The 26,720-nt window shown below is 43.3% G+C and carries 14 protein-coding genes; all 14 read left to right on the top strand.

The window, feature by feature from the left end; translation table 11 throughout:
- Positions 1-206: 206 nt before the first annotated feature.
- The 14 genes from rpoB to GNIT_RS14380 all read left to right on the top strand — a co-directional run bounded on the left by rpoB (position 207) and on the right by GNIT_RS14380 (position 26,527).
- Positions 207-4,253, top strand: coding sequence for a DNA-directed RNA polymerase subunit beta (gene rpoB, locus GNIT_RS14445; protein ID WP_014110011.1), 4,047 nt, complete (start codon positions 207-209; stop codon positions 4,251-4,253).
- A 68-nt stretch (positions 4,254-4,321) separates the two neighbouring features.
- Positions 4,322-8,521, top strand: a complete 4,200-nt coding sequence (gene rpoC, locus GNIT_RS14440; protein WP_014110010.1) for a DNA-directed RNA polymerase subunit beta' — start codon at positions 4,322-4,324, stop codon at positions 8,519-8,521.
- 313 nt (positions 8,522-8,834) lie between these two features.
- Entirely contained in the window at positions 8,835-9,209 is a 375-nt protein-coding gene (gene rpsL, locus GNIT_RS14435; RefSeq protein WP_014110009.1) for a 30S ribosomal protein S12, read from the top strand.
- A 73-nt stretch (positions 9,210-9,282) separates the two neighbouring features.
- Complete coding sequence (gene rpsG, locus GNIT_RS14430; protein WP_014110008.1) at positions 9,283-9,753, top strand: 30S ribosomal protein S7; 471 nt, start codon at positions 9,283-9,285, stop codon at positions 9,751-9,753.
- A 112-nt stretch (positions 9,754-9,865) separates the two neighbouring features.
- A complete protein-coding gene (fusA, locus tag GNIT_RS14425; RefSeq protein ID WP_014110007.1) occupies positions 9,866-11,968 on the top strand; it encodes an elongation factor G in 2,103 nt (700 codons plus the stop codon).
- Positions 11,969-12,044: 76 nt separating this feature from the next.
- Positions 12,045-13,229 carry an elongation factor Tu gene (tuf, locus tag GNIT_RS14420; RefSeq protein WP_014107696.1) on the top strand — a complete coding sequence of 395 codons (1,185 nt, stop codon included), beginning with the start codon at positions 12,045-12,047 and terminating at the stop codon, positions 13,227-13,229.
- A 30-nt stretch (positions 13,230-13,259) separates the two neighbouring features.
- Positions 13,260-13,565, top strand: a complete 306-nt coding sequence (locus tag GNIT_RS14415) for a hypothetical protein (protein WP_041246454.1) — start codon at positions 13,260-13,262, stop codon at positions 13,563-13,565.
- A 359-nt stretch (positions 13,566-13,924) separates the two neighbouring features.
- On the top strand, positions 13,925-16,246 hold the full coding sequence (locus GNIT_RS17750; protein WP_014110006.1) for a diguanylate cyclase: 2,322 nt from the start codon (positions 13,925-13,927) through the stop codon (positions 16,244-16,246).
- Positions 16,247-16,424: 178 nt separating this feature from the next.
- Entirely contained in the window at positions 16,425-16,796 is a 372-nt protein-coding gene (locus tag GNIT_RS14405; RefSeq protein ID WP_014110005.1) for a VOC family protein, read from the top strand.
- A gap of 174 nt (positions 16,797-16,970) precedes the next feature.
- Positions 16,971-18,119: a beta-aspartyl-peptidase gene (gene iadA / locus GNIT_RS14400; RefSeq protein ID WP_014110004.1), complete on the top strand. Its 1,149-nt coding sequence runs from the start codon at positions 16,971-16,973 to the stop codon at positions 18,117-18,119.
- 5 nt (positions 18,120-18,124) lie between these two features.
- Positions 18,125-18,943 carry a cyanophycinase gene (locus GNIT_RS14395; RefSeq protein WP_014110003.1) on the top strand — a complete coding sequence of 273 codons (819 nt, stop codon included), beginning with the start codon at positions 18,125-18,127 and terminating at the stop codon, positions 18,941-18,943.
- Positions 18,944-19,200: 257 nt separating this feature from the next.
- Positions 19,201-22,020: a cyanophycin synthetase gene (cphA, locus tag GNIT_RS14390; protein WP_014110002.1), complete on the top strand. Its 2,820-nt coding sequence runs from the start codon at positions 19,201-19,203 to the stop codon at positions 22,018-22,020.
- Between the two features lie 62 nt (positions 22,021-22,082).
- Positions 22,083-23,924 (top strand): Mur ligase family protein, encoded by a 1,842-nt coding sequence (locus GNIT_RS14385; protein WP_014110001.1) that lies wholly within the window; start codon positions 22,083-22,085, stop codon positions 23,922-23,924.
- A 395-nt stretch (positions 23,925-24,319) separates the two neighbouring features.
- Positions 24,320-26,527, top strand: coding sequence for a fasciclin domain-containing protein (locus GNIT_RS14380; RefSeq protein ID WP_014110000.1), 2,208 nt, complete (start codon positions 24,320-24,322; stop codon positions 26,525-26,527).
- Positions 26,528-26,720: the final 193 nt, after the last annotated feature.

Genomic DNA, 26,720 nt, shown 5'->3' with positions numbered 1-26,720 from the left:
TAGGATATGCAATATTTCACCCTTTGTTTGCTATCCAAAAATGCGTTGGCAATTAACCGCTAAGTTTTTGTTTTCATTAAAAAGCATTATTGCTTTTATTAATGTATGCTTAGGTTAATGCCCTACTAAAAGGGTACTGGAAGTTTGCTTCACACAAAGATACACGTGTTGCAGGTTGGGTCTAAAATCAGTCGGCTGAGGAACCCATGGTTTACTCTAATAGTGAAAAGAAACGTATCCGTAAGGATTTTGGCAAGCGCCCGCAGGTATTGGAAATTCCATACCTCCTTTCAATCCAACTGGACTCATTTAAGAAGTTCATTGACCAAGATCCTGATGGTCAATATGGCTTAGAAGCGGCATTCCGCTCTGTGTTTCCAATAAAAAGCTACAGCGGTAACAGTGAGTTACAGTATGTAGCATATCGTTTAGGCGAGCCCGTATTTGACGTAAAAGAATGTCAAATTCGTGGTGTTACTTATTCAGCTCCTTTAAGAGTCAAGCTGCGTCTTGTCTTGTTTGATAAAGAAGCGGCACCAGGTACAGTTAAAGACATCAAAGAACAAGAAGTATATATGGGTGAAATTCCCTTGATGACTGAAAACGGTACATTTGTGATCAATGGTACTGAGCGAGTAATCGTATCTCAGCTACATCGTTCACCTGGCGTATTCTTCGATCACGACAAGGGCAAAACTCACTCGTCTGGTAAAGTACTTTATAACGCGCGCGTTATTCCATACCGTGGTTCATGGTTGGATTTCGAGTTCGATCCGAAAGATAATTTATTTGTTCGTATCGACCGTCGTAGAAAGTTACCAGCAACAATAATCCTTCGTGCCTTAGAAATGAGCACAGAAGAAATCCTTGATTTATTCTTCGATAAAACGATTGTCCGCATTAACGGTGACAAACTGTTAATGGACGTTGTTCCTGATCGTTTACGCGGTGAAACTGCACAATTTGACATCATGGATGGCAAAGGTGAAGTTATCGTGGAAGCGGGTCGAAGAGTATCTGCTCGCCACACTCGTGCATTAGAGAAAGCAAAAGTCACTGACCTGGAAGTTCCAGCTGAGTACTTACTTGGTAAAATTTATGCCAAGACTTTCGTTAATGAAGAAACGGGCGAAGTGGTAGTTAACGCAAACGATGAAGTAACGTTAGAAAACTTGCTTGAATTGCGTGAACTAGGTGTTAAAGAATTTGAGACCCTGTATATCAATGAACTTGATCACGGTTCTTATATTTCTGACACTATCAAGATCGATTCAAGCACTAATAAATTAGAAGCGCTTGTAGAAATCTACCGCATGATGCGTCCTGGTGAACCACCAACAAAAGACGCCGCAGAAACCCTGTTTGACAACTTGTTCTTCTCTGAAGACAGATATGATCTGTCTGCTGTAGGCAGAATGAAGTTTAACCGTCGCTTAGGTCGTGAAGAACTCACAGGCTTAGGTACACTAGCGAAAGAAGATATTGTTTCAGTAATGAAACAACTTATCACTATTCGTGACGGTAAAGATGAAGTTGATGATATCGATCACTTAGGTAACCGTCGTATTCGTTCTGTTGGTGAAATGGCAGAAAACCAATTCCGTGTTGGTTTAGTACGTGTTGAACGCGCTGTTAAAGAACGTTTAAGCCTTGGCGATTTAGATGCCATCATGCCGCAAGATTTGATTAACGCTAAACCTATTTCTGCTGCTGTAAAAGAATTCTTTGGCTCAAGCCAATTATCTCAGTTTATGGATCAGAACAACCCGCTATCAGAAGTGACGCATAAGCGTCGTATTTCTGCTTTAGGTCCGGGCGGTCTTACGCGTGAAAGAGCTGGCTTTGAAGTACGAGATGTACATCCGACTCACTATGGTCGCGTATGTCCAATCGAAACGCCAGAGGGACCAAACATTGGTTTGATCAACTCTCTTGCGAGCTTCGCTAGAACAAATGACTTTGGTTTCTTAGAAACCCCTTATCGTCGTATTGTAGATGGTATCGTGACTGACGATATTGACTACTTGTCAGCGATCGAAGAAGGTCAATTTGCGATAGCACAAGCAAACGTATTACTTGATGATAAAAATGCATTGGTTGAAGACTTGATACCTTGTCGTCACCGTGGTGAAACCACACTAATGCAGAAAGATGACATTACCTATATGGACGTGTCACCACAACAGATCGTATCGGTCGCTGCCAGTATCATCCCGTTCCTAGAACATGATGATGCTAACCGTGCATTGATGGGCTCGAACATGCAACGTCAAGCTGTACCAACACTAAGAGCTGATAAGCCATTAGTTGGAACTGGTATGGAAAAAACGGTTGCGGTAGATTCGGGTGTAACTGTTGTAGCAAAACGTGGCGGAACAGTCTCATATGTAGACGCAAGCCGTATCGTGGTTAAAGTAAATGAAGAAGAAATGACAGCCGGTGAAGCTGGCATCGACATTTATAACTTAACTAAGTACACACGTTCAAACCAAAATACGTGTATTAACCAAAGACCAACATGTAACGTTGGTGACCCAATAGTGACTGGTGACGTGCTGGCCGACGGTCCGTCAACAGACTTAGGTGAGCTTGCGCTTGGTCAAAACATGCGCATCGCTTTCATGCCTTGGAATGGTTATAACTTTGAGGATTCGATCCTTATTTCTGAGCGTGTAGCTGAAGAAGATCGCTTCACTACTATTCACATTCAGGAACTTAGCTGTATCGCTCGTGATACCAAGTTAGGTCCAGAAGAAATCAGTTCTGATATTCCAAATGTAGGTGAATCTGCGTTGGGCAAGCTTGATGAATCAGGCGTTGTTTATATCGGTGCTGAGGTGAAAGGTGGCGATATTCTTGTAGGTAAAGTGACACCAAAAGGTGAAACTCAGCTTACGCCGGAAGAAAAACTTTTACGAGCAATCTTTGGTGAAAAAGCGTCTGACGTTAAAGATACTTCACTTCGTGTGCCTAACAGCGTTCGCGGTACAGTAATTGATGTTCAGGTGTTTACACGCGACGGCGTCGAAAAAGACAAACGTGCGTTAGAAATCGAAGATATGCAGTTGCGTCAAGTGAAGAAAGACTTAGGTGATGAATTTGGTATTCTTGCCGACGGTATCTTTGCTCGCACACAGAACTTGTTGCTTAAGTTCGGTGTCGATCAAGCGAAATTAGATAGCATGCCGCGCGAAAAGTGGTTTGATATCACGTTGAAAGACGATGATGCACAAACTGAGCTTGATCAAAGTGCGCAGCAACATGAAGAAGTAAGAAACGACTTCGATAAGAAATTTGAAAACAAACGCCGTAAGATTACTCAAGGCGATGACTTAGCACCTGGTGTGTTAAAAATCGTTAAGGTTTATCTTGCCGTTAAACGTCATATTCAGCCAGGTGATAAAATGGCTGGTCGTCACGGTAACAAAGGTGTAATTTCAGCAATTCAACCTGTTGAAGATATGCCATACGATAGCAACGGCACGCCGATCGATATCGTATTAAACCCATTGGGTGTACCGTCACGAATGAACATTGGTCAGATTCTTGAAACTCACTTAGGTATGGCTGCCCATGGCTTAGGTGTGAAGATTGACCGCATGATCAAAGAGCAAGAAGAAATCACTAAATTACGTGCTTTCTTGCAAGAGGTATATAACCTTGGTGAATCTCATCAAGTTGTCGACCTTGACACTTTCTCTGATGACGAAATTAAGCGTTTAGCTGAAAATCTGCGCAAAGGTGTTCCAGTCGCTACTCCGGTATTCGACGGTGCGCGTGAGTCAGAAATCAAAGAAATGCTGAAATTAGCAGACATTCCTGAAAGTGGTCAAATTACATTGTTTGATGGCCGCACAGGAAGAGCCTTTGAGCGTCCTGTTACCGTAGGTTACATGTACATGTTGAAACTTAACCACTTGGTTGATGACAAAATGCATGCACGTTCTACTGGTTCTTACAGTTTGGTTACGCAACAGCCACTAGGTGGTAAAGCACAGTTCGGTGGTCAACGCTTCGGTGAGATGGAAGTGTGGGCACTTGAAGCATACGGTGCTGCGTATACCTTGCAAGAGATGCTAACTGTTAAGTCTGATGATGTTAACGGCCGTACTAAGATGTATAAAAACATCGTTGACGGCGACCATAGAATGGAGCCTGGCATGCCAGAATCGTTCAACGTATTGTTGAAAGAAATCCGTTCATTGGGTATCAACATCGAGCTTGAAGAACAGACGGCAAAACGTCAGAGCTAAAACAGGTTGGCCCTGTTTCCATTTCGGTGGATTCAGGGTCGTGACAATGACTCCGTTGGGAGAGACATGTGAAAGACTTATTAAAGTTTATTAAGCAACAAAATAAGACCGAAGAATTTGATAATATCAAAATCGGTCTTGCTTCACCGGACATGATTCGTTCATGGTCTTTTGGTGAAGTTAAAAAGCCTGAAACGATAAACTATCGTACGTTCAAACCTGAGCGTGACGGTCTTTTTTGCGCCCGTATATTCGGCCCAGTAAAAGACTACGAATGCTTATGTGGTAAATATAAGCGTTTGAAGCACCGTGGTGTTATCTGCGAAAAATGTGGTGTTGAAGTTACCCTAACTAAAGTGCGTCGTGAGCGCATGGGTCACATCGAATTGGCTAGCCCAGTTGCACACATTTGGTTCCTTAAGTCATTACCGTCAAGAATCGGCTTAATGCTGGACATGACATTACGTGACATCGAACGTGTACTTTACTTCGAATCATATGTTGTAACCGAAGCCGGTTATACAGAGCTTGAAGCAAGACAATTATTATCTGAAGAAGAATATTTAGATTCTCTTGAAGAGCACGGCGACGAATTTGAAGCGAAAATGGGTGCTGAAGCAGTTTTTGAATTGCTTAAGCAACTAGACGTAGAGGCAGATGTTGCTGCTATGCGTGAAGAATTGCCTTCAATTAATTCTGAGACCAAGCGTAAGAAAATTACAAAGCGTTTGAAATTGTTAGAATCATTCCAACAGTCTGGCAACAAGCCAGAGTGGATGATCTTGACAGTATTACCGGTATTACCACCTGAATTACGCCCACTAGTACCACTAGATGGCGGTCGTTTTGCGACTTCAGATTTGAACGACTTATATCGTCGTGTAATTAACCGTAACAACCGTTTGAAGCGTCTACTAGACCTTGCTGCACCTGATATCATAGTACGTAACGAAAAACGTATGCTACAAGAAGCGGTAGATGCCCTTCTTGATAATGGTCGTCGTGGTCGCGCAATAACCGGTTCTAACAAACGTCCATTGAAATCACTTGCTGACATGATTAAAGGTAAGCAAGGTCGTTTCCGTCAAAACCTTCTTGGTAAGCGTGTTGACTACTCTGGTCGTTCTGTAATTACCGTTGGTCCAACATTGCGTTTACACCAATGTGGTCTTCCTAAGAAAATGGCGCTTGAGTTATTCAAGCCGTTTATCTATGGCAAGCTAGAAGCTCGCGGTTTAGCAACAACTATCAAAGCAGCTAAGAAATTAGTTGAACGTGAAGCGCCGGAAGTTTGGGACGTTCTTGACGAAGTTATTCGTGAACATCCAGTGTTACTTAACCGTGCACCAACGCTTCACAGATTGGGTATCCAAGCGTTCGAACCTACCTTGATTGAAGGTAAAGCAATCCAATTGCACCCATTAGTATGTGCGGCTTATAACGCCGACTTCGATGGTGACCAAATGGCGGTTCACGTACCATTAACTATCGAAGCTCAGTTAGAGTCTCGTGCACTAATGATGTCTACCAACAACATCCTTTCACCAGCAAACGGTGAGCCAATTATCGTTCCTTCACAGGACGTTGTATTGGGTCTTTACTATCTAACGCGTGACCGCGTTAATGGTGTAGGCGAAGGCATGGTATTTACAAGTCCGTTCGAAGCTGAAAAAGCTTACCGCACAGACACTGCTGAGCTGCATGCTCGCGTTAAAGTACGTATCACTGAAGTTGTTGTTGCTGAAGACGGCACTAAATCAGAAAAAACCACGTTGACAGATACTACTGTCGGCCGTGCTATTTTCTCGTTAACGCTGCCAAAAGGACTTCCTTTTGAAATCATCAACCAAGCGATGGGTAAAAAGCAAATTTCACAGCTGTTGAACACTTGCTACCGTACGCTAGGCTTGAAGGACACTGTTATTGCAGCTGACCAAATCATGTATACCGGTTTCCACTACGCGATGATCGCGGGTGCATCAGTTGGTATCGATGACATGGTAATTCCAGATGCGAAGAAAGAAATCATTGACGCTGCAGAAGCAGAAGTTGTTGAAATTCAAGAGCAGTTCCAATCAGGTCTTGTAACCGCTGGTGAGCGTTACAACAAAGTTATCGATATTTGGTCAACGGCCAATGAAAACGTCGCGAAAGCGATGATGGATAACTTGAAAACGGAAACTGTTATTAACCGTAACGGCGAGGAAGAAGAGCAAACATCGTTTAACTCTGTTTATATGATGGCTGACTCCGGTGCTCGTGGTAGTGCCGCTCAGATTCGTCAGTTGGCTGGTATGCGTGGCTTGATGGCAAAACCGGATGGTTCAATCATCGAAACGCCAATTACAGCTAACTTCCGTGAAGGTCTAAACGTACTTCAGTACTTTATCTCTACTCACGGTGCTCGTAAAGGTTTGGCCGATACGGCATTGAAGACAGCTAACTCGGGTTACCTAACTCGTCGTCTAGTAGACGTTGCGCAAGATTTAGTTATCAATAACGATGATTGTGGCACATTCGAAGGTGTTAAAATGACACCACTAATCGAAGGTGGTGACGTGGTTGAAGCACTTCGCGAACGTGTTCTAGGTCGTGTTGTAGCTGAAGACGTAGTGAAGCCAGGTACTGATGAAGTATTGGTAGAACGTAACGTATTACTTGATGAAGCCCTTGTAGACTTGCTAGAAGTTAACTCAGTAGACCAAATTATGGTTCGCTCGGTTATCACTTGTGACAATGACTTTGGCGTTTGTGCTAACTGTTATGGTCGTGACCTAGCGCGTGGCCATATGGTTGGAGCGGGTGAATCTGTCGGCGTTATCGCTGCACAGTCAATCGGTGAACCTGGTACACAGTTAACGATGCGTACATTCCACATCGGTGGTGCTGCATCTCGTGCAACAGCGGAAAACAACGTACAGGTTAAAACAACCGGTACATTGAAGTTCTTCAATGCGAAGTTTGTGCGTAACACTGATAAGAAAGTGGTTATCATTTCACGTTCAACTGAGCTAACAGTTATCGATGACCAAGGTCGCGAGAAAGAGCGCTACAGAGTACCTTACGGTGCAGTGCTTTCTGTTGATGATGGTGCATCTATCACTTCTGGCGATATCGTTGCTAGCTGGGACCCGCATAGTCACCCAATCGTGACAGAGCGAGATTCTAAGATTAGCTTCGCGGATATCGATGATTCAAACACTGAAATGCAGCAAGACGAATTGACTGGTTTGACTCGTATCGTTGTTAAAGATCTTTCTAAAGCAAATGCTAAAGAGCCTAAGCTAATTCTTGAAAACGACGAGTTCGGTTTACAAGAAATTCGTTTACCAAGCTTTACGACCATCGAAGCAACTGATGGTAAGTTAGCAAAAGAAGGTGACGTGTTAGCACGTATACCTCAGGAAAGTTCGAAAACACGTGATATTACCGGTGGTCTTCCACGCGTAGCCGATTTGTTTGAAGCACGTAAGCCTAAAGAGCCTGCGATCCTTGCTGAAGTATCTGGTGTTATCGGATACGGTAAAGAAACCAAAGGTAAGAAGCGCTTAACCATTACGCCTAAAGCGGGTGAATATGCGCACATGACAAACGATGCTGGCCATTACGAAGAGATGATCCCTAAATGGCGTAATCTGAACGTATATGAAGGTGAATCTGTAGAGAAGGGTGAAGTCATTGCTGATGGACCTGAGTCTCCGCACGACATCTTGCGCTTAAGAGGCATCAGTGCTGTTTCTAATTACATAGTGAACGAAGTACAAGAAGTATACCGTTTACAAGGTGTAAAAATTAACGATAAGCACATTGAAGTTGTTATTCGTCAAATGTTACGTAAGTGTATGATTACGTCTTCTGGCGATACACAGTTCTTGGTAGGTGAGCAAGTTGAGGTTTCTCAAGTTAAGATCGCCAACCGTGAGACTGAAAAACAAGGTAAGATCCCTGCAACTTATGAAACACAGCTGTTGGGTATTACTAAAGCTTCATTGTCTACTGAGTCATTTATCTCAGCTGCATCATTCCAAGAAACAACTCGTGTGTTAACGGAAGCTGCTGTACAAGGTAAAGAAGATGATTTACGTGGCTTGAAAGAGAACGTTATTGTTGGTCGCTTGATCCCAGCTGGTACTGGTTTCTCGTATCATCAAAGACGTGCTATTAGAAAAGCTGCTAAGTTTGCACCAGTTGAGCCTTCAATGGCGGCTGATGAAGCTCAAAAAGCAATGTCTGAACTGCTAAATGCAGGTGACGATAGCGCCGAGTAAATCGACCTTAGTAAAATGTCTATAAATTGAAGCGGGGAGTATGTGAAAACATGCTCCCCGCTTGACATTAGGGCCTTTGATCTATAACATTCCGCGACCCAATTTTGCCAATCACTTATTTTGGTAAACGCAAGTCGCGGTTTTTTGTTTTTAAGATAATGCAATTGTCGTTGAATTCATTGGGCTAACGAGCAGCAGGTGATATTTCTCTAGCGATTATTCTTTTAGGAAATATGTCTGCAACATATCTCAATTATGATTCGCTAACGCGGATTAATTATTTGAGAATTAATTTTTAATCAGGAGCTAGTTAATGGCAACAGTTAACCAGTTAGTGCGCAACCCACGTAAAAAGCCGATCGAGAAATCGAACGTAGCTGCTTTACAGGCTTGCCCACAACGTCGTGGTGTATGTACTCGCGTATATACAACTACGCCAAAGAAGCCGAACTCAGCATTACGTAAAGTATGTCGTGTTCGCTTAACAAACGGTTTTGAAGTGTCTTCATACATTGGTGGTGAAGGTCACAACTTACAAGAGCACAGCGTGGTACTTATCCGCGGTGGTCGTGTAAAAGATTTACCAGGTGTTCGTTACCACACAGTTCGTGGAACATTAGATTGCTCTGGTGTAAACGATCGTAGACAAGCCCGTTCTAAATACGGCGCGAAAAGGCCTAAGTCTTAACGGTTCTCCGTTAGTAAGGCCAAACTATTAAATTAGAGTTTTGGGTTATACCTGAATTCCACGGAGAATTAAGATGCCAAGAAGAAGAGTCGTAGGTCAACGTAAAATCCTACCAGATCCTAAGTTCGGATCACAGTTGCTTGCTAAGTTCATGAATGTCGTAATGCTCGACGGCAAGAAGTCCACCGCTGAAAAGATCGTTTACGGTGCCCTAGAAATTGTTGCTGGAAAAACGTCCAAGCCACACCTTGAAGTGTTTGAAGATGCACTAGAGAACATCCGCCCTACAGTCGAGGTTAAATCTCGTCGTGTTGGTGGTTCTACGTACCAAGTACCTGTAGAAGTTCGTCCAGTTCGTCGTAACGCTCTCGGTATGCGTTGGATGGTTGATGCGGCACGTAAACGTGGTGAGAAATCAATGGCGGCGCGTTTAGCAGCTGAGATGATGGACGCACAGGACAACAAAGGTAGTGCGGTTAAGAAACGTGAAGACGTTCACCGCATGGCAGAAGCTAACAAAGCATTTGCTCACTACCGTTGGTAGTCTTGCGTTAGAAAATAAAGGGGTCAGAGTTAATTAATCTGATCCTCTGGGGGGGCAGGTTAATTAACTCTGCCCCCTTTATTTCCTGACCAACATTTTATAAGAGAGAAATATGCCACGTAGTACACCTATCGAACGCTATCGCAACATTGGTATTGTTGCACATGTTGATGCGGGTAAAACCACAACGACTGAGCGTGTTTTATTCTATACCGGTATTTCACATAAAATCGGTGAAGTTCATGATGGCGCTGCCACAATGGACTGGATGGAGCAAGAACAGGAACGCGGCATTACAATAACTTCCGCTGCAACCACTTGCTTTTGGGCGGGTATGCAGCAGCAGTTTGATCAACATCGTATCAACATTATAGATACACCAGGGCACGTTGACTTCACAATTGAAGTTGAACGTTCGTTACGTGTTCTCGATGGTGCGGTTGTCGTTTTTTGTGGTTCGTCAGGGGTTGAGCCGCAATCAGAAACGGTATGGCGTCAAGCCGATAAATACCACGTACCCCGTTTGGTTTTCATTAATAAAATGGACCGAGCCGGCGCAGATTTTGATCGAGTTGTGAATCAAATTCGCAAACGATTAGGCGCAAACTGTGTACCAATTCAAATAAACGTTGGCGCAGAAGAAGAATTTAAAGGCGTAATTGACCTAATAAAAATGAAGGCAATTAATTGGAATGAGGCCGACAAAGGCTTAACCTTCGAATATGAAGAAATTCCTGCCGAACATCTCAAAAGAGCTGAGAAGTATCGCACTGAGATGGTTGAAGCTGCGGCTGAAGCAAACGACGAGCTGATGGAAAAATACCTAGGCGGCGAAGAGCTTAGTGAAGCAGAAATAAAAGAAGGTTTACGTATCAGAACGCTAAGCAATGAAGTTGTGCTAGCTACCTGCGGTTCTGCATTTAAGAACAAAGGCGTGCAAGCTGTGCTTGACGCCGTTGTCGAATTTTTGCCAGCGCCAACAGAAGTACCTGCAATTAAAGGTATTCTGAACGACAAAGATGAAACAGAGGCAACAAGAGAAGCCGATGACAGTGCTCCATTTGCAGCCTTGGCATTTAAAATAGCAACCGACCCATTTGTGGGTACATTAACATTTTTCCGTTGCTATTCAGGCGTTATTAAAACAGGTGATGCTGTTTATAACCCGATCAAAGGCAAGAAAGAGCGTATTGGTCGCATGGTGCAGATGCACGCGAATGATAGGGCAGAATTGAAAGAAGTTCGCGCAGGCGATATTGCTGCAGCGATTGGCTTGAAGGATGTGACAACGGGTGAAACCTTGTGCGATCCGAATAACATCATTACACTTGAAAAAATGGATTTTCCAGAGCCTGTAATTTCTATTGCTGTTGAACCAAAATCGACAGCAGATCAAGAGAGAATGGGCATAGCGTTAAGTAAATTAACAGCTGAAGATCCGTCATTTAAAGTTAAGACCGACGAAGAGTCAGGTCAAACAATCATATCGGGCATGGGTGAATTGCACCTAGATATTATTGTTGACCGTATGAAGCGTGAGTTTAACGTCGAATGCAACGTGGGTAATCCACAAGTTGCTTACCGTGAAACTATCCGCAAGGCTGTTGAAGTTGAAGGCAAATTTGTTCGTCAATCTGGTGGTAAAGGCCAATATGGTCATGTTTGGTTAAAAGTTGAACCAAACGAAGAAGGCGCCGGATACGAATTTGTGAATGGGATCGTTGGTGGCACAGTGCCAAAGGAATTTATACCAGCGGTTGATAAAGGCATCGAGGAACAGATGCAAAATGGTGTGCTAGCAGGTTATCCTGTACTAGATATCAAAGTAACCTTATTCGATGGTTCTTACCACGATGTTGACTCTTCTGAAATGGCGTTTAAAATTGCTGCTTCGATGGGTTTCAAGAAAGGGATGGCTGAAGCCAACCCAGTGTTGCTTGAACCGACTATGCAGGTTGAAGTAACCACTCCCGAGGACTGGATGGGTGACGTGGTCGGAGACCTAAACCGCCGTCGCGGGGTAATTGAAGGTATGGAAGAGGGTGTAGCAGGCATTAAGATTGTGCGCGCTAAAGTACCACTTTCAGAGATGTTTGGATATGCCACCGCTGTGCGTTCTGCAACGCAGGGTCGGGCGTCATACTCAATGGAATTTTATAAGTATGCGGAAGCGCCGAATAATGTCGCTAAGACAATAATCGATTCCCGTACGTAAACAATTTTAATTTTAACTATAGAAGTTCACTTCACTCCAATATTGGAATGAGTATTAAACTTAGGAAACGAAGAAAATGGCAAAGCAGAAGTTTGAACGTAACAAACCACACGTAAACGTTGGTACTATCGGCCACGTTGACCACGGTAAAACAACTCTTACAGCGGCAATCACGTCGGTACTAGCAAAAACTTACGGCGGTTCCGCTCAAGCATTTGATCAAATCGACAACGCTCCAGAAGAGCGCGAGCGCGGTATCACTATCTCTACGTCACACGTAGAATACGATACGCCTAAGCGTCACTATGCACACGTAGATTGTCCTGGACACGCCGATTATGTTAAGAACATGATCACTGGTGCTGCTCAAATGGACGGCGGTATCTTGGTTGTTGCGGCAACTGACGGTCCTATGCCACAAACACGTGAGCACATCTTGTTAGGTCGCCAGGTTGGTATCCCTTACATGATCGTATTCATGAACAAATGTGACATGGTAGACGACGAAGAATTACTAGAATTGGTAGAAATGGAAGTTCGCGAACTTCTTACAGAATACGAATTCCCAGGTGACGATTTGCCAGTTATTCAAGGCTCAGCACTTAAAGCGCTAGAAGGCGACGAGAAGTGGGAAGCAAAAATCATCGAACTAGCAGAAGCTCTAGATAACTATATCCCAGAGCCAGAGCGTGACGTTGACAAGCCGTTCATTCTTCCAATTGAAGATGTATTCTCAATTTCAGGCCGTGGTACAGTAGTAACGGGTCGTGTTGAGCAAGGTATTGTTAAAGTAGGCGAAGAAGTAGAAATCGTTGGTATTAAAGACACAGTTAAGACGACTTGTACTGGTGTTGAAATGTTCCGTAAATTGCTTGACGAAGGTCGTGCAGGCGAGAACGTTGGTGTTCTTCTACGTGGTACTAAGCGTGAAGACGTAGAACGTGGTCAAGTACTAGCGAAGCCAGGTTCAATCAACCCACACACTAAGTTTGAAGCTGAAGTATATATCTTGAGCAAAGACGAAGGTGGTCGCCACACTCCTTTCTTTAAAGGATACCGTCCACAGTTTTACTTCCGTACAACTGACGTAACAGGCGCTGTAGAGCTTCCTGAAGGCGTGGAAATGGTAATGCCAGGTGACAACTTGAAATTCGTAGTAGAGTTGATTGCACCAATCGCGATGGACGAAGGTTTACGCTTCGCAATCCGTGAAGGTGGCCGTACAGTAGGTGCTGGTGTTGTTGCGAAAGTAATCGCATAATACCGACCGAAAATACGAAGAAGGCGCTCAATGAGCGCCTTTTTTTTGTTTAAGAAAAAGTGTTATCGGGAGCAGCAGGCGAGGCCTTTTCACCACACAAACGCGCTGTTCGCCATCCTTGGCCGCTCGCTAATGGCATCCTTGCCATTAGACGGTTTGTGTGGTGAAAAGGCCTCGCCTGCTGCTCCCGATAACACTTATCACACAAACATGCTGTTCGCCATCCCTGGCCGCTCGCTGATGGCATCTTTGCCATTAGACGGTTTGTGTAGGCAAAGGCTCCGCCTGCTGCTCCCGGTAACTCTTATCACGCGAGTGCGTGTTTATTCTGATTAAGGGCTATAATTAGTGAAAACGGCAAACTTTTTAAGTATCTGATTTTTTGCCTATAGGCTATCATTTGAACACCCAACATTTACAACAAGAATTCGCGGACGATTTCCACCTCCCCTAAACATCTAGGTTTACGCTGCATATATAAGATTCTATCAACGTATTAAAATGCATAACTTTATATGTTTTTGCGATCTACACCCACTTCAAGCTATACCTTTTTTCCTATTATTTTAGTATATTATATAACAAAAAACGTGATCAAATCGCTGTTCAAAAAGGGCACACAGAATCCTTAGCGTTAATAATTGTATGAAGCAAGACGCCCAAGTCTTGTATTAATGTTTAAGTAGGAGGAGCGAATGTCTAAAGCAATGCTCGCAAAACAAGTTGAAAGTAACGATAGCATATTGACTAAAAGTTCCTATTATTCCCCAACGATTCAAAAAGCATTGGATAATGTAGTGCTTGCTGTTCAAGATAAATTGAATATTCTCGACGTGGCCATTGCTCTTCTTGAGAATAAAGAGCTACTGCTCGTTAGCAATATGGATGGATGCGACAAGACTGTAGCTTTTACTAAACAACTTTGTGCTAAAACGATAGAACTAAATGACACTCTTAGAATAGAAGATATACGCACTGATGAGGGTTATGTTAATTCCGATGCACCCAACGACGCCTCAAAAATGTGTGGTTTTATTGGTATTCCGATTAGAAAGGAAAATACAGCAGTAGGAGCACTGCATCTTTTTAGTGAGAATATAGCCGACCTTACTAAGGAAGAGCTCGAGTTCTTAAATACCAAAGCTGAAACAATTTCTATTGCACTAACTGCGGCAAATTTTTCTCATCAATTCATGATTGAGCACAATCTCCTTTCAAAAGGACCAATAAGCAGTTTAATCGTCGATTCTAAGCCAGGATGGCCAACAGTTTTTGTTTCTGCTAATTGCTACAGTTTGCTTGGTCTTGATGCTAAAACTAATGAACTCCCTTTTCGAATCGATGATTTTATTCATCCAGATCACAAAGTTGTTTTTAAAAGAAGCTTAACCTTTCATCGCTCAACTCAAATTCAAGACCTTGAGACTGAATATGACGTTGTGCTGCCCAGTGGAGAGTACAAAAGTATTCGGCAGGTTAGCTATGGTGAATACTCAGAAGCTGGGAAGCTGATTTATGTTCGCTTATATCTTATTGACCAAACAAGCCAAAAAGAACTAGAAGTGCGACTAAGAAAGGTAAAAGAACGGTCTTCCTTAATTATAGAGACATTAGATTTAGCCACTTGGGATTTTGACCCAATAGCTAACTTCACCCAAGTTAATCATCGATGGTATGAGATGATCGGCCTCAACTTTGAAGATCAGGAACCTGCTAAGAACGTCTGGGAAAGACGTCTTCATCCTTTAGATAAAAAGCGAGTGACCGAAGAGCTAGATGATTTGACTGCGGGCAATCGCGACACACTCAATCAGATTTATAGAATAAGACATGAAACGGGCCATTGGATTTGGGTTGAAGGTTTTGGAAAAACGGTTGAATATAATTCTGAGGGAAAGCCTAGCAGAATTATAGGCACCCAGCGTGATGTCACTGAGCAGCATAAAGCTATAATAATCCGACAGAAACAGGATGCTTTAGTCGCGCTCATGAGTAAAGCTCAAGAAGTATTTTTGGAGGAGAGCGATTTGAGGGCCGCCTGCTCCTCAATTTTCGAATCTTTATTAGATTTGGCCGAAAGTGAATTTGGTTTTATTGGTGAGCGTATTATTTCTGAGAAAGGCAAAGTGGCTTTAAAAATCCAAGCTATTTCTGATATTAGCTGGGATACGCAGAGTAAAGAGCTTTATTCTCGGTATGTCAACGATGGCTTGGTGTTTGAAAATTTAGATAATCTTTTTGGGCGAGTGATTACAACTGAAAATGAAGTGATATCCAATGATGTAGCTAAAGATGCGCATTCATCAGGCACGCCTAAAGGCCACCCTGATATGGATTGCTTTTTGGGTTTGCCGATAAAGTTCGATGGTGTTGTATATGGAATGATTGGATTAGCTAATAGAGTCGTTGGTTATGATCGAGAACTCATCGATTTCCTAAAACCGTTATTGGCGAACTTGGGGTTGTTGATGCGCGTCAGGGGCATTGAAGCAGCTCGAGTTAGTGCAGAGCGTGAGTTAAAGTCTTTAGCCACTACTGATGACTTAACCCAGCTACCGAATAGGCGTGTTTTTACAACGCACGTAGAAAGTGCGTATCAACTACTCAAGCGTCATGGTGAAAGTTTCTGCGTCGCCATTATTGATATAGATTACTTTAAATCAATAAACGATTCTTTTGGGCATGACGCAGGTGACGAAGTCTTAAAACGTTTCGCTAAGATACTGCTTGATGGGAAACGAGCAAATGATCTCATTGCGCGCTTTGGCGGTGAAGAGTTTGCATTGATAGCGGCGAAAACCTCAATTGAAGAAGCAATAATCGCCTGTGAGCGCATTAGAACAGATATTGAAGAAAGTGATTTTAGTCAGCAAGTGCTGAGCCGAAAGATAACCGTTAGCATAGGAGTTACTCAAAGTTTAACTGGCGAAGAATCGATAGATGAAATAATAAAACGTGCTGATTTGGCGCTATATAAAGCAAAAGAAGGCGGAAGAAATAGAGTTGAATCTATGTAATTCGGGTACTTGCATTTTGTGCAAATGAGTCTGACTGTTTATTTTTGACGATAAATATATTTAACAAAGCGCAAAACCGGTTTGCAAAAATTTCCGTTTAATTATGTGGTATTCAACAGTTTAAGCCACTCATTAAAAGTGAAGTAAACTACATCAATTATAATAAAGAGGTAAGAAAATGCTCAGCTATGCAACGATCGGCGTAAGTGATTTAAATAAATCAGAAGCTTTTTACAATGAACTTTTAGCGCCACTGGGGGCGAAAACCCTTATAAAGATGGACCGTATTATTTTTATTGGTAAAAGCATGGCAGAGCCTATGCTAGCCATTTGTATTCCTTACAATGAGGAACCGCAGCATTGTGGCAATGGTAATATGCTTGCTATCGCACCTGGTTCAAAAGAAAAATGTGATGAGCTTTATAAAAAAGCAATTTCTCTAGGAGCAAGCTGCGACGGTGAACCTGGACAACGGATCCCTGATGTTTTTTATGGCGCTTATTTCCGTGATTTGGATGGCAATAAAATAGTATTTAATCATTTCGGTTAATGTTTTATGCAAGCACGACTTCAACCGTGCTTGCATTACTGTGTCTTTTCGCAAGCTAAGATCATCAAATCTCCTCAACTAAAAAGTGAAATATCACAAAAAGGGTTATGTGTTTCGCTACCTAGGCTATAGAATTACTGCATTGCTTTAACAAATCAAAAGAGCGTGTCGGTTTTGATCACAATAATTAAGAATGCTGACGTTTATGCACCTGAACATTTGGGCTTGCAGCACATTCTGATTGCCGAAAATAAAATAGTTTATATCGGCGATACACTTCCTGAACTAAACCTTGAACATACCACTGTTGATGCTGAGGGTTGCGTTGTAATGCCTGGCTTCATTGATGGGCATACCCATATTACTGGGGGAGGCGGCGAAGCAGGGTTTTCTACCAGAGTACCTCCGGTGCCTTTAAGTAAATTCACAAGAGCGGGCGTAACAACCGCTGTTGGTTTGCTTGGTACTGATGATTTAACTCGCAACACTGAATCATTGGTGGCTCAGGTTTATGCCTTAAGAGAAGAAGGTTTTTCTGCCTATTGCTACACCGGTGGATACCATTTACCACCCACAACCCTCACCGGGTCTGTGCGCTCAGATATCGTTTTTATTGAGCCCATTATTGGTGTCGGCGAGTTAGCTATCAGCGATCATCGCTCAAGTCAGCCAACATTAAATGAACTGTTAAAAATAGCGTCTGAAGCTCACGTTGCTCGTTTGATGACGGGAAAGGCTGGTATGCTGCATTTGCATTTGGGTGACGGTGAGCGTGGCTTAAGCATTATACGTGAGGCACTAGAGACAGCTGAAATACCGCCAAGAACTTACAATCCGACACATATTAACCGACAGCGCAGCTTATTCGAGGAAGCCTGCGAGCTTGCTAAAAGAGGCTGTTGGGTAGACGTTACTGCGTTTGAAACTGGCGATGTCGGCTTTGAACCTGGCGAAGCCTTATTGCGTTATATGCAGCAAGACCTACCACAAGATAAATTGACCATTAGCTCGGACGGCGGCGGATGCTTGCCCGACTTCCATGCTGATGGTAGTTTGAAAAAAATGGACTTTGCAGAGTCTCAATCGATGACGAATATCTTCTATGAATTAGTAGACGATGGACAAGCGATCGAAACCTTTTTACCCTTTTTTACGAAGAACGTTGCACAATTAATGAATTTTCATCGAAAAGGTCGGATAGAAAAGGGTGCTGATGCCGATATCATCATATTGAACAAACAAAATCGAATTGAGCATGTAATGGCAATGGGTCATTGGCATGTAAAATATAATCAACAAATTAAAAAAGGCACTTTCGAGTAAATATTATGCCCTCTCCAACTATAGATGGCACCCAAAGAGGATATGTAATTCCTATTGGTGGTGCAGAAGAAAAACTAGATAATCCTGAAATTTTAGCAAAGTTCGTTGAGCTTTGTGGTGGCAAAGAAGCCGTTATTACCGTTATTCCAACAGCCTCACAGCTCGACGATACTGGCTCACGCTACCAAAAGATTTTTGAAGAAATAGGGGTTAAGAAAACCTATTCACTTCCTATTAATGAGCGCAGCGATGCGCAAGACCCAGGTTACGTAAAAACGCTGGAAAAAAGTACGGGTATTTTTGTGACAGGCGGCAATCAACTTCGATTATCGACTATTTTAGGTGGTACACCCATCGCAAAAACCATTCGCCAGCTAAATGCGCAAGGTGTTCATTACGCAGGCACATCGGCTGGGGCCGCTATTGTCTCGCAGCATATGATTACTGGCGGCAGTACTGGCATTGTGCCAACTGAAGGTGGAGTGAACTTAGCGCCCGGCATGGGTTTGATTAATACGATTGTTGTTGATCAGCACTTTAATGAACGCAACCGATTAGCTCGCTTACTTTCGGCTGTTAGCTACAATCCATTTTTGATTGGTATAGGACTTGATGAAGACACTGCCGCGTTCATTGATCATGACAATGTTTTCACTGTCGTAGGAAGTGGAGCGATTACGGTGCTTGATACGAGTGATATCGAGTATTCATCAATGGCAGAGGCGCGCACGGGTGACGCACTTACACTCCTAAATGTAAAAATGCATATTTTAGCGTCAGGCGCTAGATATGATATTTCAAATCGAAAAGCTTATGTAAGTTAATCATCAACGTATGCATTTTCTTTCCAGTTATTCTGATGTTGCAAAGAACAAAATAAAAACAACTCAAAAGGTAGCGTAAGCTACCTTTTTTATGTACCGTAGTTTAATAATAATCGCACGTTACTTGACCCTATCACATTCAAAAATGATAGAAAAATTCAAAACGGTTGAATATCGCATCTACTGCACTTTTTACCGCCACCGTTAAGTAATAAAAAACGAAGTCACGCTAAAGTCGCTCCAAGGGAACTGCAACCATGAAAATTCTAAGTAAAAACGTTTACGTCGGTCCAAATGTCTATGCTAATTTCCCTGTCATCTGTTACCAAATTGATATTGGTGAATTAGAATACTGGCCTTCAGTTAAATTAGGTGAAGACTTTATTAATGGGCTTATCGCCGCATTACCCTCATTACAAAAGCACGGTTGCTCTTACGGTGAGGAGGGCGGTTTTTTAAGGCGTCTAGTTGAAGACGAAGGAACTTGGATTGGACATATTTGGGAACATGTCGCGATTGAACTGCAAAACCTAGCAGGCTCTTCGGTTACCTTTGGCCGTACAAGAAGCATGCAAGATAAAGGCTGTTACTACGTCGTATACCAATATCACCAAAGAGATGTAGGTTTGGAAGCGGGTACCCTTGGTTTAAAATTACTCACGCACCTTATGCCTAAAGAAGTGCAAACTGCCATTAAAGCCGACATCGACGAAGATTTTGATTTTACAGATGAGTTGACTAATTTCATCAAGATGGCTCAGCGCAAAGAGTTTGGGCCGAGCACCGCTTCTTTGGTTGCAGCGGCAGAGCAGCGTGACATTCCTTGGTTGCGCTTGAACAACTATAGTTTAGTGCAATTTGGTCACGGCAAATATCAGCAAAGAATTCAGGCGACCATTACCAGTGAAACAAAACACATTGCCGTAGAGATTTCCTGTGATAAGGAAGATACCCATAATCTCCTTAATGATTTGGGCCTGCCCGTTCCGCAACAAATGATGGTTTACAGTGATAAGCAGGCCGTAAGAGCGGCTCAGCGGATTGGCTTTCCTGTGGTATTAAAACCGCTAAATGCAAATCATGGACGCGGCGTTAGCATTAATTTGATGACGGACGAAGATGTAACAATAGCGTTTGCTGAGGCGCAAAACCATGGCACTAGCAGAGCCGTTTTGGTCGAGAGCTTCATTACGGGCTACGATCACCGAATGTTAGTAGTCAATAATGAATTAGTTGCTGTCGCCAAGCGGGTCCCCGGGCACGTTGTTGGAGACGGTATTCACAGCATTGAACAACTCATTGATGTGGTTAATAAAGACCCCCGTCGTGGTGTTGGCCATGAAAAAGTGCTCACAAGACTGGAGCTTGATAACCAAGCCTCTCGCCTAATGGAAGAAGCAGGTTACGACGAAGATACGGTACTTGAAAAAGACCAGGTCTTCTTTCTGCGCTCTACGGCAAATTTGTCAACCGGCGGCACCGCTATTGACGTTACCGACATAGTACACCCTGACAACAGAGACATGGCGGTGCGCGCAATTCGTGCTATCGGTCTGGATATTGGTGGCGTTGACTTTTTAACTGATGATATAAGCAAATCATACAAAGAGATCGGTGGTGGTATTTGTGAGTGTAATGCTGCTCCTGGTTTTAGAATGCACGTTGCGCCCAGTGAAGGTAAACCTAGAGATGTGGCTGGCAAGGTAATCGATATGCTGTTTCCTGCTGGCAGCAAGGCAAGAATTCCTGTTGCAGGTATTACCGGCACTAACGGAAAAACGACAACATCGAGAATGCTTGCAAGCATCATGAAAAGCGCCGGTTTTACTACCGGCATGACATCAACTGATGGTGTTTATATAGACGGTCACCTTACGGTCAAGGGTGATATGACAGGCCCAACATCGGCGCAAATAGTGTTGCGCGATCCAAGTGTTGATTTCGCGATTATGGAAACGGCGCGAGGCGGTATCGTCAAACGAGGCTTAGGCTACAGTACTTGCAATGTTGGCGCGTGTTTGAATATTTCAGCCGATCATTTAGGCCAGCGAGGAATTGATACCTTAGAGCAATTAGCGCAAATAAAGCGCGTTGTGGTTGAAGTTGCGCAAGACTGCGTTGTGCTCAACGCCGACGATATTCACTGTTTGCAAATGGCTGAGTTCTGCCAAGCGAAACAGATTTGTTATGTCACTATCGACTCAGGCCATGGCCTCGTGCGTGAGCATATTCGTCAAGGCGGTATGGCAATTGTTCTTGAAAAAGGCATTAACGGCGACATGATCACAATTTATGATAAAGGTGCTCACATTCCGCTGTTATGGACGCATTTAATACCGGCAACGATTGAAGGTAAAGCGATGCACAACGTGCAAAACGCAATGTTTGCAGCGGCGATGGCATACAGTTTTGACACCTCATTAGAAAATATTCGCCAAGGTTTGAGAATATTTAATACATCGTTCTATCAAGCACCGGGTCGCCTGAATATTTTTGACGAACATCCGTTTAAAGTGATATTAGATTATGCGCATAACCCCGCAGCAATCAAAACGATTACAGATTTAGCTGGGCGTTTAGATGTGAAGGGCAAGCGTCGTATTGTTATCGCTATGCCTGGCGACAGAAGGGATGAAGATATTGTTGAGGCGGCTAAAATAATTGCTTCTACTTTCGACAGTTTTGTATGTAAAGCCGATGATGATCGTCGTGGCCGCACAAATGATGAGGTACCAATGATGCTAAAACAAACGCTGGAATCAAATGGCGTTGATGCATCAAATATTCAGGTAATACCGAGCGAAGTTGATGCGGTTGAAGCAGGATTAGCCAGCTGTGCTCCAGGTGACTTACTGATTATCTTAGGCGACAATATCACTCGCTGTTGGAAGCAGATTGTGCACTTCAATCATTCATCAGAACATCCTGTTAGCGACGAGTCACAACCTTCGAGAGACTTTCCTGAAAAGTTGTTTCAACCTATTGAAAACAAATTCGAACTCCAAGAAGGTAGTCGGATAGTGCAAGATGAACGAGGAGTTCATATTGTTGTTGATAGAGACGAAGAGTCTGATTAGTTTGCATTCTATTAGTATACGAGCAGCTAAATGCATGAACAATCTGACGAGAAAGGAGCAGTATGACATTTGAACTTGATGAAGTAAGAAGATTAACAGGCCCGAATTTACTGTCGGACGAACCTGGTGCGATCATCGATGTTTTGTTTAATGGCATAGCGGCTCAAACTGTCATCGACTGTTGGCGAAAGCACCTGTATCACTGTCAAATTACCTTAGGCAGTGACTATGCGTGGCCTTCGAACTGCTATGAAAGGCTTTATGAAGGCGGCGCAAGCTTATCAATTTCTGCACCGATGGATTTACTTTACAGTGCTTGCGACCTCATTGAGTTGGCATGGGACTTGTGTGTTGCAGAATTGTCTGATGGTGAGGAGCCATCAGCGGGTGAGGAGCCATCAGCGGGTGAGGAGCCATCAGCGGGTGAAAAGCCCTCAGCGGGTGAAAAGCCCTCAACGCTTAACGAGTCCTCAACTGATAGTAAACGCACACCAACAGTTCACATGCTGCCTCGTTTAGCTGCGTTAAAAGAAACCATTGCTGAAGAAAGAAACCCTGCGCTGCTTGAATTCATTAATCAAGCAAACATTCATAATGTCGTTTGCCTAGTTGATGACGATGAAATTAGTTTAGGCATGGGGGCTAAGTCTGCAACGTGGTCTATCGACAAATTCCCAGATCCTAAAACAATCAGTTGGCAGCTATACTCCGCTATCCCTTTAGCGTTAGTAACCGGTACAAACGGCAAATCAACAAGTGTTCGTCTTGCCGCAGAAATTGCAAAAGCTGCATCATTGAATGCCGGTGTTACCTCAACTGATTTTATCAAAGTAGGCGATACTATCATTGATGAAGGCGATTATTCGGGCCCGGGTGGCGCAAGAATGCTACTGAGAGACAAGCGAACTGAGCTTGCCTTTTTAGAGGTTGCCCGTGGTGGTCTATTAAGACGAGGTTTACCGGTACAAGTTGCAAATGCTGCACTGATAACAAACGTGGCCGGCGATCATTTGGGGCAATACGGCATCAATACCGTTGAAGAGATTGCAGAAGTGAAAACGATGGTTTCAAAAGCGATCTCAAAAGGGAATGACTTTGCGCAGGGAACATTAGTGCTAAATGCAGATGATGCATTGTTAGTCAAAGAATCTGAAAAGCTCAACGTGCCTATTTGTTGGTTTAGTGAAGATCAAAATAACCGTCAAATAGTGCAGGCAGTAAGCCAGCAGCGTCCTTGTGTTTTTGTTCGAAATAATCAATTTGTATACAGCAGGGAAGAGCAAGTTAGCATTGCCGATATTGCTGATGTCCCAATGACTGTGGATGGTACCGCCAGACACAATATACAAAATGCATTGGGCGTTATTGGATTAACTAAGGCTTTAGGATTCAGCGACGAAGACGTACTTTCTGGATTAATGAATTTTGGCAGTGATGCAAGTGATAATCCAGGTAGGGGTAATATTTATCAAGTTGACGGTGTGACGGTTATTATCGACTTTGCACACAATAGCCATAGTATGCGTGCGTTAGTCAATATGACCTCTAATATGCCGGCTAAAGCCAAGCACGTTATGTTTAGCCATGCTGGTGACCGCTCGGACAAAGATATCCTCGATGTAGCCAAAATCGTGAGTGAATTAAAGCCTAAAACATATGTTTTAGCGGAAATTGAGAAATATCTTAGAGGTCGAGAGCCGAATGAAATTTCTCTGCTAGTTAAACAATATTTACTTGAAACCGGTATTTCTAAAAATGACATTATATTGGCTAGCGACCCTTTAGCTGGCGCTAAAAAAATACTGGATAATGCCGAAGCTGGAGACCTCGTATTACTATTCGTCTTAAGTGATAGAGAAAAAGTTCAAGCGCTCATAACCGCGCGCTCTCAAACAAGGGCTTAGTATCGAGAATGAAAAAAAATAATAGCTGGTGCATAACAAGCGACGTAAAAATTATGCGAAGAAAGCCTTTAAGATTATGCAAGCCTATTTCATTCACTTCACTAAAACCTTTATGTTGAAATACTAAGTTAGCTTTTAAATAACTTAGGTAAAGACGAAATTACCCTGCTCGCATAGTCATCTCTTACGTCCTTTTGAGACGGATATTACATTAAAAAACTTTCATTACAATAATTTAACATATGACTTTATTGGATTTTTTTCATAAAAAACAATGAGATATTTGTTTTAATTCGTGATTTCTTGTCACAAAAATAATTTCACAGATCAAGACGTTGATCTTGGAAAAAATCAGTGGCGTAGATGATTATGACTACAACAACCCAGGAACGGTTATGAAAAAAATAAATACAGCATTGTTAATCGCAACTGCGATATTTGGTTTGCAAGCGTGTAATGACGACGAAGCTATTGCAATAAATCCACCACCACCACCACCGCCGCCGGCAGAGCCTGTCACAATAGTTGACGCGGCGGTTGATAATGGTGGTTTCACGACGCTTGTTGCAGCATTACAAGCAACGGGCTTAGACGTAACCTTAGATGATGCAGATGCATCGTTTACAGTATTCGCGCCAACTGATGCAGCGTTTGCATTACTAGGCGAAGAGACAATAAATGGATTACTTGCTGATCCTGATACGTTGAGCAGCATTCTTACCTATCACGTTCTTGAAGGTGCGGTAGATGCAGAAACGGCGATAGCTGCTGCAGGTACCACCGTTCAGACAGTTAATGGTGCGAGCGTAGGTTTATCTCTTATTGACACGACCTTATTCGTGAATGGAGCAACAGTTACAACAACTGATTTAGTGACGGATAACGGTATTATCCATGTGATCGATGCTGTGCTAACCCCTCCTACAACGCGCGGTGAGCCAACCGACAATATCGTTGAAACAGCGATTGCTAATGGTAACTTCGAAACGCTGGTTGCGGCAGTGCAGGCAGCGGGTCTTGTTGATACTCTGGCAAACCCAGACGCAAGCTTCACAGTGTTTGCACCTACTGACGCAGCGTTTGAAATGATCGATCCTGCAACATTAGAAGCACTTATCGCGGACACAGATGCGCTGAGCGCTGTTTTGTTACAACATGTGGTAGAAGGTGAAGTGGATGCAGTCACTGCATTTAGTCTAAATGGCCAAAATGCAACAACTGCTTCAGGCGCCATGATCCCAGTTGGGCTGAACGCAGAAACTGACACACTGACCTTCGGTGGTGCAAACGTAGTGATGACCGACATCTACACCACTAATGGTATTATCCACGTTCTTGATATGGTTGTTGTAGGTGACGTTGAACTCCCAACTCCACCACAGAGCATTGTTGATGTTGCAAGAGAAAACGGAAACTTCACAACTTTAGTCGCAGCTTTAGAAGCAACTGGCTTAGACAGCGTGCTAGCTAATACAGATACTGACTTTACAGTTTTTGCACCATCTGATGACGCTTTCGCATTGCTAGGCGAAGAAACAATTGCTGCACTTCTTGCAGACACTGACACGCTTTCTAATATACTGCTAAACCACGTTATCTCTGGCTCTGCTATTTTACAAGATGCAGCAGTAATGGCTGCACAGTCAGACAATAATCTAGTAGAGGTAGCTAACGAAGCTCAGGTTGCATTATCACTAAGTGGCGCTAACTTGTTTGTGAACAAATCAGCGGTTTCTGCTACTGACGTAATGGCTGACAATGGCGTAATTCACGTAATTGACCAAGTAATATTGCCAATACCAGCAGCAAATGAGCGTACTGGCACTATTGTCGACGTGGCTCTTGCTGATGACCGCTTTGAAACCTTAGTGACAGCCCTTACTGCTGCCGATTTGGTCGATACATTGAATGATGAAACGGCGACATTTACTGTATTTGCGCCGACTGATGCTGCATTTGCAAAAATTCCAGAGCCTGTGCTCGCTGGCCTATTGGGTGACGTAGATGCGCTGAGCGGTGTTTTATTGCAGCACGTTGTATCTGGCGCTGAAATAGGTTCATTAAATGCGTATGCTGCAAACGGCGCAAACGTAGATACAGTAGCTATGGAAGATGTGAGCGTTGCGCTTGTTAACTTTGCTGCTACGATGGACAGCGAAACAAGTGAAGTTGCCTATGATGCAGCAAATCAACGCCTAGTCGGTGGTGCAGCCTCTGATAACCCTGGTTTCACTTTGTATACCTTCGACGGCGATTTAGGCACAGCTAGCAGTGCTTGTGTAGATGGATGCGCAAGCACTTGGCCACCAGTGCTTGTAGCTGATGGTGAAGTATCTTCTGTTCCAGGTCTGGGTACCATTACGCGAGGCGATGATACGGTACAAGCTACCTACTTGGGTCGCCCTCTATACTTCTACGCTACTGATGCCGAAGCAGGCGACGCACTTGGTGAGGGCGCTGGTGGAGTTTGGTCTACAGCCAAGCAAGAGCAAGTGTCTTTACAGATTCAAGGTTCTAACGTCATCATTTCTGACATCTACACCACAAATGGCGTGATTCATGTAATCGATACGGTAATTACTGAGACACTTAATAGCAATTAATCTTTTGCGGGTGAAACTCAAACAAAAAGGCCGCTCTTAGTAGCGGCTTTTTTGACTTTACCGCCCCTAAAAGTTGGCATTCTCATGCTTGAGCATGGGTTTTTGCGTATAATTTGACTTGCGAATTGAACCATGAAAACCTTTTAGTACAATTAAAAATTAGTCGTATATGGACATATTATGAAACTCTTTA

The sequence above is a fragment of the Glaciecola nitratireducens FR1064 genome, from assembly GCF_000226565.1.
In the GTDB taxonomy this organism is placed as follows: domain Bacteria; phylum Pseudomonadota; class Gammaproteobacteria; order Enterobacterales; family Alteromonadaceae; genus Glaciecola; species Glaciecola nitratireducens.
This window is presented reverse-complemented; position numbering and strand designations above follow the sequence as displayed.